The sequence below is a fragment of the Porphyromonas vaginalis genome, assembly GCF_958301595.1.
Taxonomy (GTDB): Bacteria; Bacteroidota; Bacteroidia; order Bacteroidales; family Porphyromonadaceae; genus Porphyromonas; species Porphyromonas vaginalis.
Map to the genome: position 1 here is coordinate 428,374 of NZ_CATQJU010000001.1, position 14,898 is coordinate 443,271.

9 protein-coding genes are annotated in these 14,898 nt (G+C 52.6%); all 9 read left to right on the forward strand.

Translation table 11 applies throughout. The features are described 5' to 3' along the window. Nucleotides 1–41: 41 nt before the first annotated feature. The 9 genes from trxA to Q2J34_RS01675 all read left to right on the forward strand — a co-directional run bounded on the left by trxA (nt 42) and on the right by Q2J34_RS01675 (nt 14,892). The gene (trxA, locus tag Q2J34_RS01635) at nt 42–359 is read left to right on the forward strand and encodes a thioredoxin (RefSeq protein ID WP_293965491.1); all 318 of its coding nucleotides are present in this window, start codon (nt 42–44) and stop codon (nt 357–359) included. A 1,052-nt stretch (nt 360–1,411) separates the two neighbouring features. After that, complete coding sequence (locus tag Q2J34_RS01640; protein WP_300969126.1) at nt 1,412–8,098, forward strand: InlB B-repeat-containing protein; 6,687 nt, start codon at nt 1,412–1,414, stop codon at nt 8,096–8,098. Between the two features lie 245 nt (nt 8,099–8,343). Beyond that, a complete protein-coding gene (locus Q2J34_RS01645) occupies nt 8,344–8,865 on the forward strand; it encodes a dihydrofolate reductase (protein WP_300969127.1) in 522 nt (173 codons plus the stop codon). After that, nucleotides 8,858–10,237 carry a histidine--tRNA ligase gene (gene hisS / locus Q2J34_RS01650; RefSeq protein ID WP_300969128.1) on the forward strand — a complete coding sequence of 460 codons (1,380 nt, stop codon included), beginning with the start codon at nt 8,858–8,860 and terminating at the stop codon, nt 10,235–10,237. Before Q2J34_RS01645 ends, hisS begins: the two co-directional genes overlap by 8 nt. Nucleotides 10,238–10,484: 247 nt before the next feature. After that, a complete protein-coding gene (locus Q2J34_RS01655; protein WP_299368762.1) occupies nt 10,485–11,075 on the forward strand; it encodes a BamJ family beta-barrel-assembly machinery protein in 591 nt (196 codons plus the stop codon). A 13-nt stretch (nt 11,076–11,088) separates the two neighbouring features. Further along, a complete protein-coding gene (locus Q2J34_RS01660; protein WP_300969129.1) occupies nt 11,089–11,814 on the forward strand; it encodes a BamJ family beta-barrel-assembly machinery protein in 726 nt (241 codons plus the stop codon). 44 nt (nt 11,815–11,858) lie between these two features. Beyond that, the gene (locus Q2J34_RS01665) at nt 11,859–12,716 is read left to right on the forward strand and encodes a BamJ family beta-barrel-assembly machinery protein (protein ID WP_300969130.1); all 858 of its coding nucleotides are present in this window, start codon (nt 11,859–11,861) and stop codon (nt 12,714–12,716) included. 248 nt (nt 12,717–12,964) lie between these two features. Further along, on the forward strand, nt 12,965–14,173 hold the full coding sequence (locus Q2J34_RS01670) for an aminotransferase class I/II-fold pyridoxal phosphate-dependent enzyme (protein ID WP_300969131.1): 1,209 nt from the start codon (nt 12,965–12,967) through the stop codon (nt 14,171–14,173). A 5-nt stretch (nt 14,174–14,178) separates the two neighbouring features. Continuing rightward, entirely contained in the window at nt 14,179–14,892 is a 714-nt protein-coding gene (locus tag Q2J34_RS01675; protein WP_300969132.1) for a pimeloyl-ACP methyl esterase BioG family protein, read from the forward strand. Nucleotides 14,893–14,898: the final 6 nt, after the last annotated feature.

The window sequence follows — 14,898 nt, forward strand, 5'->3', positions numbered from 1 at the left end:
TATAGAAGACATTTCATACTAACTCTAAATACACAAGAACTATGGCAATGGAAATAACAGATGCAAATATAGCCGGTCTAATGGCTGAGGGCAAACCGATGATCCTAGACTTCTGGGCTACCTGGTGTGGTCCCTGTCAGATGATCGGCCCGATGATTGAAGAGCTCGCTGAGGAGTTCGACGGCAAGATCATCATCGGCAAGGTCAACGTCGACGAAAACAGCGACCTGCCCAGTCAGTACGGCATCCGCAACATCCCAACGATCCTCTTCTTCAAGGGCGGTGAGATGGTGAGCAAGCTCGTCGGCGCACAGAGCAAAGCTAAGCTACAGGAGGAGGCACAGAAGCTCCTCGACTAGTCACCGCGATAGTCGTCGGCGGACAGCGCCCGTCGTCACGGCGTAACGACCCGACGTGTAACGATTTATAGGGACGCACGAGACGTATAGCGATCTGTAGGGACGCACGGCTCGTGCGTCCGTTGTATCAAAGCGATACGAGTAACCCGTTGTATGGACGCACGGATGTATCTAGTCGGATGTGCGTCCCTACAAGACGACATCTCCCCTCTAATCTCTAACCTCTAACCTCTAACCACTAATCTCTATTTACATATCTTTACGGGGAAGTTCGTCCGATTCCCTCCTTTCTCGAATATCCACGTGGAAAACCTCAAATCTCCACGTGGATATTTTTCTTTTTCCACGTGGAGGCGAATCATTTCTTCCGAAGTTTCATTTCATTCCTCCGAAGTTTCATTTCATTCCTCCGAGGAATTTTTTATTCTCCACGTGGATATTTCAAAATCTCCACGTGGAAATCACTTTTCCCCGACAGAGCCTCGTATCGATATGTACCCAACTCTAAATTATTGTTGCGTCCCAACCTCCACTCGGAGGGCGTCCATCGTTGTACAGCAAAACGAGTAACCCGCTGTAGTGACGCACGGCCAGTGTCTAGTCGGAGAGTGTCCGTCTCCACTGCGTCTCTGTCACCCCACGGCACCCGCCCCCACTGTGTCCTGTAGGGACGCACGATCTGTGCGTCCGTTGTCGGACGAAAGTTACAGCATCGTGGCCTTGACGGGGACGGACGCACAGATCGTGCGTCCCTACAGTAGTCGTTTCGGCGAGTCCGTTGTATCAAAGGTTACAGCATCTAGTCATTATACGTCCCTGTCAAAGGTTACGATGCCCAGCTTTTACGATGCAAGCTATTCGTTTGCCTCCTTCCGATGGCTCTAGCTAACAGCCAAAGGTCAACAGCTAACAGCTAATTTCTAACCTCTTGCTCAACTCAAAATAAAGGTATAACTTCGCAGAAAATATAACTCACACGGCAGAGCCCTCTCCGCTCCCCATCACGCTAGCACTAATCACTAACTACTAATCACTAACTACTTAACCACGCTATGAGCAAGCAACTACGTATCTGGCTCTTCGTCCTCCTCGGCTCGCTCCTCATCTCCACCTCCCTCCTCGCCGAAGGCGTCATCACCATGACCACCTCCAGACCTATCGGAGAGCCAATCGGATTGGCCATCCAAGCCAATGGTGGCGTCACCATCAAGGGAGCTCAAGAGTTTAGGCAAATGAGTAGGTACGGTTACAAGTACTACAAATTCAAAAGCCAAACCATCATCATTCAAGGCGATGTGACAGAGCTGAAATGCGATAATAATAAACTGACCAGCTTGGACGTATCGGGCTGTACTTCTTTGACAAAGCTTGAGTGCTACAACAATCAACTGACCAGTTTAGACTTGTCGAAAAACACAGCCTTGATAATGCTTAATTGTTCTACTAATCAACTTACTAGCTTGGATGTGTCGGATTGTACCGCCTTGACATCTCTTGACTGCGGGAGCAATCAGCTGACCAGCTTGGATGTGTCGGATTGTACCGCCTTGACATCTCTTGACTGCGGGAGCAATCAGCTGACCAGCTTGGACGTGTCGCAAAACAGGGTTTTGAAAACCCTTTTATGTGCAGGTAAAAGTGGGAAAACAGGTATCTTGAGTCACTTAAATGTTTCTGGATGTATCGCCTTGACAACGCTTGACTGCTCCAGCAATCAACTGACCAGCTTGGACGTCTCAGACTGTACTGCCTTAACAAAACTTGAGTGCTACAACAACCCATTAACTAGCATTAATCTTTCGGGATGCCAGTCGCTGAAGGAATTCTCGTGGACTAGAGGCAAACTGACCAGCTTAGATGTATCGGGCTGTACCGCCTTGACAAGGCTTTACTGCGGGGGTAATCAACTGACCAGCTTGAATGTCTCGGACTGTCCAGCCTTGACAGAGCTGAATTGCATAGAGAATCAACTGACCAGTTTAGACGCATCAAGCTGTACCGCCTTGACTGAGCTTTCCTGCTCCAGCAACCCACTGACTAGTATCAACCTATCGAGTTGCCAGTCACTAAAGGAATTCTCGTGGACTAGAGACAAACTGACCAGTTTGAACGTCTCGGGCTGCACCGCATTGACAACGCTTTACTGCTACAACAATCAACTGACCAGCTTGGACGTATCGGGCTGTACCGCCTTGACAGAGCTTGAGTGCGGGGGAAATCAACTGACCAGCCTGAACGTCACTGGCTGTACTGCTTTGACTGATCTTCGCTGCTACAAAAATCAACTGAGCAGCTTACCTCTATCAGCTTGCATTAGCTTGACGAATCTTGGTTGTTACGACAATCAACTAACCAGCTTAGACGTATCAGATTGCAGGAGTCTGAAATCGCTGAGCTGTGCAAGAAACAAAATTAAGAGTGCTGAGATGTCTCAGCTTATCAACAGCCTGCCCAATCGAAGAGGGTATGAATATGGATCCCTCTATGTAGTTGACAAGAGTGCTCCCACAGAAGAGAACTTCTGCTATCAATATGATATGAATGTGGCTAGGTATAAAAACTGGTCATCATCATACCCTGGAGAACCCAATCGAACCTGCTCTGTAACGAAGACGCTCGAGGGAAAAGGAACTCTATCTATTACGGGAGCTACAGACTTAGGCGTAGTAGCCTATGGAACAGAGCTGACAGTCGTAGCGACACCTGATAAAAACTATGAATTGGTCGCGCTCACTGCCAATGGAGTAGATATAACGGCAACAAAGAAGTTTGTAGTCAAGGATGATGTCATCGTCAAGGCCGTTTTCAAGGGAAATGACTTTAAAGTTAGCTTAGAGCAAGATGGTGAAGGCGATCTCTCAGTCACTGGAGTTGACAATCTCGACGAAGTTCCCTATGGTACGGAGCTGACGATCATTGCAAATCCTAAAAAGGGGTACGAGCTAACATCTCTTATAGCTAATGGTATAAATATCACAGAGACGAAAAAGGTGACCGTAAGAGGGAACCTCACCATTAAGGCTACCTTTACCCAAAAGACAAGAAACTTTGTCGTTTCGCTGACGAAGGAGGGCGAAGGTACGATTACCGCTACAGGTGCAGATGATCTCAGTGCTGTGGCTTACGGCACGGAGCTGACGATCAATGCTACGCCAGCTGAGGGGTATGAGCTTACTGCGCTTACTGCCAATGGAACGGATATCCTCGCTTCCAAAAAGGTGACTATCCAAGGAGCTACCGAGGTAAAAGCGACCTTTACCCAAAAGATACGAAACTTTGTCGTTACGCTGACGAAGGAGGGTGAAGGTACGACTACCGCTACAGGTGCAGAGGATCTGAAGGCTGTGCCCTACGGTACGGAGCTGACAATTAACGCCACGCCCGCAGAGGGGTATGAGCTTACTGCGCTTACTGCCAATGGCACGGATATCCTAGCTTCCCAAAAGGTGACTATCAAAGAGGCGGTCGAGGTTAAGGCGACCTTTAGCATTAAGCACTTCGCTGTCACGCTAACGCAAGAGGGCGAGGGTAAGGTTAATGCGACTGGTGCGAAGGATCTCACGGCTGTGCCTTATGGTACTGAACTAATAATTGAAGCTACACCAGCAGAGGGGTATGAGCTAACTGCTCTTACTGCCAATGGAACGGATATCCTAGCTTCTAAAAAGGTGCCTGTCAAGGAGGCTGTCGAGGTTAAGGCGACCTTCGCGAAGAAGACGTTTGCCGTCACACTAGAGAAGGTTGGCGAGGGAGAGTTCTCTACCACAGGCACAGACAATCTCAAGAAAGTTCCTTATGGCACGGAGTTGACAATTATTGCGACTCCTGCAGAGGGCTATGAGTTGACATCCATTGTGGCTGATGGTGTAAACATTACTGCTACGAAGAAGATCGTTGTCAAGGACAACCTAACTGTCAAGGCAACTTTCACGAAGAAGAGCTTCGCCGTCTCTCTAACTAAGGAGGGCGAGGGTACGATCACTGCGACAGGTGCTAGCAACCTCAACTCAGTCGCTTACGGCACAGAGTTGACGATCGTCGCTACGCCAGCCAAGGGCTACGAGCTGACTGCGCTTACTGCCAATGGCACGGATATCCTCGCAACGAAGAAGATCGTTGTCGAGGGCAACCTAACCGTCAAGGCGACCTTTGCGAAGAAGAGCTTCGCAGTCTCTCTAACTAAGGAGGGTGAGGGTACGATTACCGCTACGGGTGCTAGCAACCTCAACTCTGTCGCTTACGGCACGGAGTTGACGATCAACGCTACACCAGCTGAGGGCTATGAACTCGTATCCATTACGGCTAATGGTACTGATATCACAGCGACGAAGAAGATCGTTGTTAAGGACAACCTGACTGTCAAGGCAACCTTTGCGAAGAAGAGCTTTGCAGTCTCTCTAACTAAGGAGGGTGAGGGTACGATCACTGCGACGGGTGCTAGCAACCTCAACTCTGTCGCTTACGGCACGGAGTTGACGATTGTCGCTACGCCAGCCGAGGGTTACGAACTAACAGCTCTCACGGCCAACGGAACGGATATCCTCGCTACGAAGAAGATCGTTGTCAAGGACAGCCTAACTGTCACGGCAACCTTCACGAAGAAGAGCTTCGCCGTCTCTCTAACTAAGGAGGGTGAAGGTACAATCACCGCAACGGGTGCAGATGGTCTCAATGCTGTGGCTTACGGCACAGAGTTGACCATCAACGCTACACCTGCTATGGGTTACGAACTTCAATCTCTCGTTGCTGGAGGTGTAGACATCACAGCTACAAAGAAGATCGTTGTTAAGGACAACCTGACCGTCAAGGCAACCTTCACGAAGAAGAGCTTTGCTGTCACCTTCGCTAAGGAGGGTGATGGTACCGTCACCGCTGCAGGTGCTACGAGTTTGGATGCTGTGGCTTACGGCACGGAGTTGACGATTGTCGCTACGCCTGCAGAGGGGTATGAACTAACTGCGCTTACTGCCAATGGCACGGATATCCTCGCTACGAAGAAGGTCGTTGTCGAGGGCAACCTGACCGTCAAGGCAACCTTCACGAAGAAGAGCTTCGCCGTCTCTCTAACTAAGGAGGGTGAGGGTATGATCTCCGCTACGGGTGCTAGCAACCTCAACTCAGTCGCTTACGGCACGGAGCTGACGATCGTTGCGACTCCAGCCGAGGGTTACGAGCTGACTGCGCTTACTGCCAATGGCACGGACATCCTCGCAACGAAGAAGATCGTTGTCAAGGATAACCTAACCGTCAAAGCAACCTTCACGAAGAAGAGCTTTGCCGTCTCTCTAACTAAGGAGGGCGAGGGTACGATCACTGCGACAGGTGCCACCAGTTTGAATGCTGTGGCTTACGGCACGGAGTTGACGATTGTCGCTACGCCAGCCAAGGGCTACGAGCTAACGGCACTCACTGCCAATGGCACGGACATCCTCGCTACGAAGAAGATCGTTGTCAAGGAGAACCTAACCGTCAAGGCGATCTTCACGAAGAAGAGTTTCGCCGTCTCTCTAACTAAGGAGGGCGAGGGTACAATCACAGCTACGGGTGCTAGCAGTTTGAATGCTGTGGCTTACGGTACGGAGTTGACCATCAACGCGACACCTGCTATGGGTTACGAACTTCAATCTCTCGTTGCTGGTGGTGTAGACATCACAGCTACAAAGAAGATCGTTGTCAAGGGCAACCTGACCGTCAAGGCAACCTTCTCTAAGAAGAGCTTCGCCGTCTCTCTAACTAAGGAGGGTGAAGGTACAATCACCGCAACGGGTGCTAGCAACCTTAACTCAGTCGCTTACGGCACAGAGTTGACGATTGTTGCTACCCCTGCCGAGGGTTACGAACTCGTATCCATTACGGCTGGTGGTACGGATATCACAGCTTCCAAGAAGGTAGTCGTGACTGGCAACCTAACCGTCAAGGCGACCTTTGCTAAGAAGAACTTCGCCGTCTCTCTAACTAAGGAGGGCGAGGGTAGAATCTCCGCTACGGGTGCTAGCAACCTCAACTCTGTCGCTTACGGCACGGAGTTGACCATCAACGCTACCCCAGCTGAGGGCTACGAGCTCGTATCCATCACGGCTAATGGTACTGACATCACAGCTACCAAGAAGGTAGTCGTCACGGATAATATGGCTGTCAAGGCAACCTTCACGAAGAAGAGCTTCGCTGTCTCTCTAACTAAGGAGGGCGAGGGTACGATCTCCGCAACGGGTGCCACCAGTTTGAATACTGTCGCTTACGGCACAGAGTTGACGATCAATGCTACCCCTGCCAAGGGTTACGAACTGACGGCTCTCACAGCCAACGGTACGGACATCCTTGCTACGAAGAAGATCGTTGTCACGGATAATATGACCGTCAAGGCGACCTTTGCTAAGAAGAACTTCGCAGTCTCTCTAACTAAGGAGGGCGAGGGTGCGATATCCGCTACGGGCGCCAGCAGTTTGAATGCTGTGGCTTACGGCACGGAGTTGACGATTGTCGCTACGCCAGCTAAGGGCTACGAACTGACGGCTCTCACTGCCAACGGCACGGATATCCTCGCTACGAAGAAGATCGTTGTCACGGATAACCTCACCGTCAAGGCAACCTTCACGAAGAAGTACTTCGCCGTCTCTCTGACTAAGGAGGGTGAGGGCACGATCTCAGCTACGGGAGCAGATAATCTCAGTGCTGTGGCTTACGGTACGGAGCTGACGATCAATGCGACACCAGCCAAGGGCTACGAACTTGTATCCATTACGGCTGGTGGTACGGATATCACAGCTAGCAAGAAGGTAGTTGTGACTGGCAACCTGACCGTCAAGGCGACCTTCGCTAAGAAGAACTTCGCCGTCTCTCTAACTAAGGAGGGTGAGGGTACGATCACCGCAACGGGTGCTAGCAACCTTAACTCAGTCGCTTACGGCACAGAGTTGACCATCAATGCGACACCTGCTATGGGTTACGAACTTCAATCTCTCGTTGCTGGTGGTGCTGATATCACAGCGACGAAGAAGGTCGTTGTCAAGGATAACCTAACTGTCAAAGCGACCTTTGCTAAGAAAGTCTTCGCCGTCTCTCTAACTAAGGAGGGTGAGGGTACGATCACCGCAACGGGTGCCAGCGACCTCAACTCAGTCGCTTACGGCACAGAGTTGACGATTGTTGCTACGCCAGCCGAGGGTTACGAACTTACTGCGCTTACTGCCAATGGCTCGGATATCCTCGCTACGAAGAAGGTCGTCGTCGAGGGCAACCTGACCGTCAAGGCAACCTTTGAGAAGAAGACGTTTGCAGTGACGCTGACTAGCAACGATCATGGAGATATCACGATCGCTGAGCCAGTAGACCTTAAGGCAGTGCCGTATGGTACGACTCTGACGGTGAAGGCTACAGGCAAGAATGCGCAGTGCGTACTGACGGAGCTGACGGCCAACGGCGAGGATATCCTGGCTACCCGGAGCTTTGTGGTCGCAGATGTGACGGAGGTCAAGGCTACGTTTGTGGATCACACAGGCGTGGAGACGACCGTCACGCAGCAGACCCAGCTTTACCCGAACCCAGCGACTGACTATGTCATCGTGGAGGGTGTAGCTCCTGCCAGCGAAGTGACGCTGCACAGCATGACTGGCGAGCGACTCTATGCGGGTCGTGCCGATGGTCGAGGCACACTGCAGATTGACCTGACACCCTATGCGGACGGGGTTTACCTAGTCTGCGTAGCGGGCGAGACTTACCGAGTGGTGGTAAGACACTAGAATCAAAAAAGGGGCGAACGATGGTTCGCCCCTTTTTGATTAGAGATTAGACTTTAGAAGTTAGAGATTAGACTTTAGATATTAGAGGCTAGAGATTAGAGGGCTAGTGGCACTAGTGGGGCTAGTGCTTCTAGTGGCACTAGATTTTCTAGAATCTAACTTCTAATCTCTAACCTCTAATTTCTAACCTCTCTCCTCTAATCTCTAATTTTCGTACCTTAGCTCCCAAATTAGTTTGTCTGAGTATGGAGATATGGATTATAGTGGCGACGGCGCGTGACCGTGCGATAGGGCGTGATGGCACTATGCCGTGGCGTCTGAGTGATGATTTGCGCCGATTTAAGGCGGCTACGACGGGACACGCGGTCATCATGGGGCGACACACTTGGGACTCCATCGGAGCTCGTCCACTGCCCAACCGCTGCAACATCGTGGTCTCTCGCACCTTGACCGAGGGCGATGCCGAGACACACTATGTCACCTCCACGCTAGAGCAGGCACTACAGCATTGCCAGCAGGCGGGCTACGAGCGCGTCTACATCATGGGGGGCGGGATGCTCTACAAGAGTGGCCTACCCTACGCTACGCACCTGAACTTGACAATGGTCGACACAGTCGTGCCGGATGCTGACACACATTTCCCAGAGATCAACCTAGCGGAGTGGTCCAAGCTCGAGGAGACGCACTATCCAACTGATGAGCGCAATGACTACCCCGTAACACAAACGCTATACAAACGAATCGCAACGGCTAAACGCTATGAGTAAACCTTCGATACCTAAGGGAACAAGAGACTTCGGTGCTGAGGAGATGCGCCGACGCAACTATATATTTGATACGATACGCTCTGTCTTCGCGCTCTACGGCTTCGAGCAGATCGAGACGCCCGCTATGGAGCAGCTGACTACGCTCACGGGCAAATATGGTGTAGAGGGAGACCGACTACTCTTTAAGATCCTCAACTCGGGCGACTATAAGGCGGGGATTGACGCAGAGACCTTTGCTGAGGAGTCTCCCGCAGCGTTGGCGGCTCGTCTTTGTGACCGTGGGCTACGCTACGATCTAACCGTACCCTTCGCTCGCTATGTGGTGATGCACCGCAACGAACTGACCTTCCCCTTCAAGCGCTACCAGATGCAACCCGTATGGCGTGCCGACAGACCGCAGAAGGGTCGCTATCGCGAGTTTTACCAGTGCGATGCCGATGTCATCGGTACCGACTCGCTGATGCCGGAGGTGGACTTTGTCTATATGATCGACGAAGTCTTCCGTCGGCTGGATCTGCGTACCACACTACTACTCAACAACCGCAAGATACTGGCGGGGATTGCTGAGGTGATCAAGGCTCCTGACAGGCTAGCGCAGTTGACCATCTGTATGGACAAGCTGGACAAGACCTCTGCGGAGGCTGTTTTGGCGGATCTCGTCGAGAGTGGCTTTGATCCCGACTTGCTAGAACCCGTTCGCAAGGTGCTGACGCTAGAGGGGAGCAATCGGGACAAGGTGACAACGCTCCGACAGCTACTCGATGACTCTGAGATAGGGCTCAAGGGGCTGGAAGAGCTCGAGTACGTCCTGGATCATGTCGACACGAGCGACCTGATGACGGAGCTAACCTTCTCGCCTTCGCTGGCACGTGGTCTGGACTACTACACAGGCGCTATCCTAGAGGTTAAGTCGCTCGATGCGCCGATGGGATCTATCTCCGGTGGTGGACGCTACGACAATCTGACGGGTATCTTTGGGCTGGATGGTGTCTCAGGCGTGGGCGTCTCCTTTGGCGCAGAGCGTATCTACGACATCATGCTTTCGCTGGGTAAGTTTGAGACCGCGATGGCTCCCGAAGAGCGCATCTTCATCGTCAACTTTGGCGAGGAGGAGCTGCAGAAACTACTTCCCACAGCGCGCCAGCTACGCCGGGCGGGACTCCCGACGGAGGTCTACCCCTCAGCGGACAAGATGAAGAAACAGCTCTCCTATGCCAACAGCAGAGGCTGTCGCTACGTCATCATCGCGGGGAGTCAAGAGCTGAGCGACGGCAAGGTCTCGATCAAGGATATGACCCTCGGCACGCAGCAGGAGTGTCCGCTCGACGAGATCGTATCTCGCCTGAGGGAGTCACTCTCCGCTAGTCATTAGAATGCTCATCTCGAGATTGTTGCAAAAGTCAACAGTCTCACAATCTTGCAAGCAAGATTGTCCTGACTTTGCAGAAAGGATGAAGCGCAAGGCACTGAGGGTGAGGTCTGAAGGGAGCATACCTCCGTATGTGACCGAAGCCAAATCCCGAAAGCAACACAGCGATTCGCCTTTATACAATAGTCTCATCTCATGGAGAATTGCTACCTTTGCAGGAGTATTTCTCAACTAAAGATAGAATATCCCCATGCCACAAGACGAAGTAAGCTACGCACTAGGCCTAAGCATCGGCCAGAACTTCAAAGCATCCGGAATCAAGGCGATCACCTCTGAAGACTTTATCGCAGGTCTCCAGGACGCTCTCGCTGAGCGTGAGCCACAGATGACCACCGAACGAGCTCGTGAGGTGATCAACCAGCTATTCACGCGCTTGCAACAGGAGGAGGCAGAGCTCAACGCTGCTGCTGGCAAGGAGTACCAAGAGATCATGCGCCACAAGAGTGGTGTCGTGACGCTCCCCAGTGGACTACAATACGAGATCATCAAGGAGGGCAAGGGTGCTAAGCCTAAGGCTACTGACAAGGTGCGCGTACACTACCACGGCACACTCATCAATGGCGTCGTCTTCGACAGCTCCGTAGAGCGTGGTGAGCCGGCTGAGTTCCCGCTCAATGCGGTCATCCCAGGCTGGACGCAGATCCTACAGCTGATGCCCGTGGGCAGTAAGTGGCGCGTCGTGATACCCTCCGAGCTAGCCTACGGTAGCCGTGGTGCTGGTGACGTGATCCGCCCCAATATGACGCTGATCTTCGAGATCGAGCTACTAGACATCGTATAGACACATTACAGCTATGACACATCGCATTTTAACTCTTGCGCTGACGCTACTTGTAGGCGTAGGCGTACTCACGGCTGCAGAGCCTCCACGTCTCATCACATCGGCTGATACAGCAGCCTATGCGCTAGGCGTCGCTAATGGTATCGGCTTTGCCCAGAATCTCTCCCAGATGCCTGGCGATCCAGTGAATAAGGAGTTACTCCTAGCGGGCTTTTCGGCTGCTCTTCTAGAGCAACCTACCGTTATGACCAATGAGGAGGCGCAAGCTTTTCTCTCTAAGTACTTCCAGCAGCTCCAAGAGCAGCAGATGCAGGAGACAAAGGAGAAGAACGAGGCCTTCCTCGAGAGCAATGGGAAGCGTCCCGAGGTCAAAACGACCCAGAGCGGACTACAATATGAGATCATCAAGGAGGGCAAGGGACCTCGTCCTACGGTCGAGGACACAGTCCGTGTGCACTACACGGGTACGCTCATCGACGGCTCTAAGTTTGACAGCTCCATAGATCGTGGCGAGCCTACCAAGTTTGGACTCTTGCAAGTAATCCCAGGCTGGACCGAGGGTCTATGCTTACTCCCTGAGGGCAGCAAGGCTAAGCTCTACATCCCCGCACGTCTTGCGTACGGTGAGCGTGGAGCAGGCGGTATGATCCCGCCTTATGCTACGCTGATCTTCGAGATCGAGCTACTAGAGGTGATCAAGGGCGAGCCTATTCCTCTAGCTACTCCAACGGACAAATAGTCCGAACGATACATCGCAAACAAATATCCTAAATACAACTTACAATGAAGAAATCAATCCTCTCACTCCTCGCAGTGGTTGCAATGGTCTGTGCCTTTGCCAGCTGTAATAAGACAGCTCAGAAGAGTGAAACCAACAATGAGCTATCTGCCATGAGCGATAGCGTAGCTATGATCCAGGGTTATATGACTGGTCAGCAGCTAGGTCAGCAGTTTATGATGATGGCTATGCAGGGCATGCCTGTAGACTCGATGGAGTTCCTCAAGGGCTTCAAGGAGGGTATCGCTGACACGACCAAGTTCTCTTACTTCGCAGGACAGATCCAGGGTGTCCAGACCGCTATAGGCCTCGCCAAAGAGGGCCTCGATGCTAAGCTCTTTACTCAGTACCTTGAGTATGCTCTCAAGGGCGATACGACCAAGATGACAATGGATCAAGAGGCTGCGTATAACTACATCCAGAACTACATCAATAAGAAGCAGGAGATCGACAACAAGGAGAAGTTCGGCAAGAACATCGATGCTGGCAAGAAGGCCATCGAGGACTTTGCTAAGCAGGACGGCGTCATCACGACAAAGTCAGGTCTCGCTTATCGCTACGCTACGAAGGGTACTGGCAAGTCTCCCGTAGATGGTGACAAGGTCAAGGTAACTTACCGTGGCACACTCATCGACGGCACCGAGTTTGACAAGAGCGAGGAGCCTATCGAGTTCGGAGTCAATCAGGTTATCCCAGGCTGGACGGAGCTTCTTAAGCTGATGAAGGTTGGCGATCAAGTAACCGCTTACATTCCTTACGACCTAGCTTACGGTGCTAACGGTAGTGGGTCTACCATCGAGCCTTACTCTACGCTCATCTTTGACGTGACTCTCTTAGAGGTAAACCCCGCAGAGAAGAAGTAATCAGCGCGACGCTCAGTCGCCACGCATGACGACTCAATAGGTTCATGCGTCTGACTAATCTGGACCTACACAGTATCTATCGTTGGCACACGTCGTGCTACTAGATCCTGTGTAGGTCTATTCATAAGAATGGAGGGAGGGAGCATACCTCCGTATGTGACCGAAGCCGAATCCCGAAAGCAACACAGCGATTCGCCTTTATGCAAAAGTCCTCTCTGACGAAACGCACGCCACACCAACTAAGGTCTATGTCTCACTTCGAGTCACATATAAAGCAGATCCTCGCCACGCTACGGGACGAGCAGGCACTCCGCACACTAACCCCTATTGAGCCTCTAGAGGATGGTCGCTACAGAGCGCCCGATGACGCGCACCCACAACCACTCATCAACCTCAACAGCAACGACTACCTAGCTCTCCACGACGCTACCTGTCACTTTGCTGGGGAGACCGACCTGACCAACAGCCTAGAGAGGCTCTCAGCGAAGGAGATAGGCTCTACCTCTTCGCGTCTGCTCTCGGGAGATCGTGCGGTGATGCACCAGCTCGAGGGACTCATCGCTGAGTCGCTACAGCACGAGGCTGCTTTGCTCTTTAACAGTGGCTACCATGCTAACGTAGGCATCCTCCCAGCACTCAAACTCCCTGGCATGGTGGTGCTAGCAGACAAGCTGATCCACGCCAGTATGATCGACGGGATACGACTCTCAGGCTTGCCCTTCGAGCGCTTTCGCCACAACGATGTGACCAATCTCCAGCGTCTCATCGAGAAGCATCACAGCTCCGAGAGCTGCCAGCACATCATCGTCTTGGCCGAGAGCATCTACAGCATGGATGGTGATCTGGCTCCGCTAGAAGAGTTCGTGGGCCTCAAGAAGCGATACCCCAAGGTAGCACTCTATATAGACGAAGCGCACGCCATCGGCGTACGTGGAGCTCATGGCTATGGGCTGTGCGAAGAGCTGGGCTTACTTCCCGAGATCGATCTCCTTGTCGGCACCTTTGGCAAGGCTCTCGGATCTATGGGCGCTTATGTGGCTTGCTCTGAGGCGGTACGCACACTACTCATCACACGCTCCCGAAGCCTCATCTACTCGACCATGCTGCCCCCGCTCATCATTCAGTGGATACTAGCCGTCTGGCAAGCGCTCCCCACCCTCACACAGCGCAGAGCGCACCTAGCTGAGCTACAGCAACTACTGACCGACGAGCTGGCCTCACTCCCTGAGCAACTGCTACCCACTCCGCACAGCCACATCATACCACTCCTCTGCGGGAGTCGTGAGCGAGCCAGAGCCGTGGCGCAAGCTCTGCACGAGGAGGGTTACTTCATCCGCCCCATCATGTCTCCGACCGTACCTGTCGGCTCCGAGCGACTGAGGATCTCACTGACCGCTGGACTGACCTCGTCAGATGTCAGTCGGCTCTGCCAAGTCATCCTAGCACACCTTGCCTAGAGCTTATGCAGTACACCTTCCAGCGAAACAGTGACCAGGCTCCCGCTCGCCAACTCATCATATACTTCTGCGGATGGGGCATGACGCCTGCCACGGTCTCACACCTGACCTTGCCTGACCAGTGCGACTTACTCGCACTGTACGACTATCGCTCCCTCGAGCTGAGCAACGATCTCGCAGACTTACCCTGGGACTCCTACCAGGCGGTCTCCATCGTAGCCTGGTCGCTAGGTGTCTGGGCTGCCGAGCAGGTTGTGCCGCACTGGTCTATACTACCCAGCGCACGGCGTCTGATAGCGGTCGCTGGCTCGCCCTACCCTATGCACGACCAGTGGGGTATACCCAGAGCGATCTTTATAGGAACGCTAGAAGGACTAACCGACGAAAACCGCCAGCGCTTCAACCGCCGTATGTGTGGCGGCAAGCGATACAAGCAGCTCTACGACATCCTCTCCGAGCGGGCCACCACAGAGCTTCGCGACGAACTGCAAGCGGTCTACGACAGTCTAGCCACTTCTGAAGAGCCCGAGACAACGCCCCACACTCGCCTAGCGTGGGATCTGGCGATCATCGGAGAGCGCGATCAGATCTTCCCTGCGAAAAACCTCTCCACGCTATGGGAGGCAGTCCATGTCCCCACCCTACTACTCCCCGACGGGTACCACTATCTCTTTGACCTATGGCACTCGTGGAGAGAGCTGTGGACAGGCATCGAGTAAACCAGT

What these genes read in the sequence shown, in the direction of transcription:
- hisS (WP_300969128.1), top strand. Translation starts at nt 8,858, where the DNA reads ATGAGTAAACCTTCGATACCTAAGGGAACAAGAGACTTCGGTGCTGAG.
- Q2J34_RS01655 (WP_299368762.1), top strand. Translation starts at nt 10,485, where the DNA reads ATGCCACAAGACGAAGTAAGCTACGCACTAGGCCTAAGCATCGGCCAG.
- Q2J34_RS01675 (WP_300969132.1), top strand. Translation starts at nt 14,179, where the DNA reads ATGCAGTACACCTTCCAGCGAAACAGTGACCAGGCTCCCGCTCGCCAA.
- Q2J34_RS01660 (WP_300969129.1), top strand. Translation starts at nt 11,089, where the DNA reads ATGACACATCGCATTTTAACTCTTGCGCTGACGCTACTTGTAGGCGTA.
- Q2J34_RS01670 (WP_300969131.1), top strand. Translation starts at nt 12,965, where the DNA reads ATGTCTCACTTCGAGTCACATATAAAGCAGATCCTCGCCACGCTACGG.
- trxA (WP_293965491.1), top strand. Translation starts at nt 42, where the DNA reads ATGGCAATGGAAATAACAGATGCAAATATAGCCGGTCTAATGGCTGAG.
- Q2J34_RS01645 (WP_300969127.1), top strand. Translation starts at nt 8,344, where the DNA reads ATGGAGATATGGATTATAGTGGCGACGGCGCGTGACCGTGCGATAGGG.
- Q2J34_RS01665 (WP_300969130.1), top strand. Translation starts at nt 11,859, where the DNA reads ATGAAGAAATCAATCCTCTCACTCCTCGCAGTGGTTGCAATGGTCTGT.
- Q2J34_RS01640 (WP_300969126.1), top strand. Translation starts at nt 1,412, where the DNA reads ATGAGCAAGCAACTACGTATCTGGCTCTTCGTCCTCCTCGGCTCGCTC.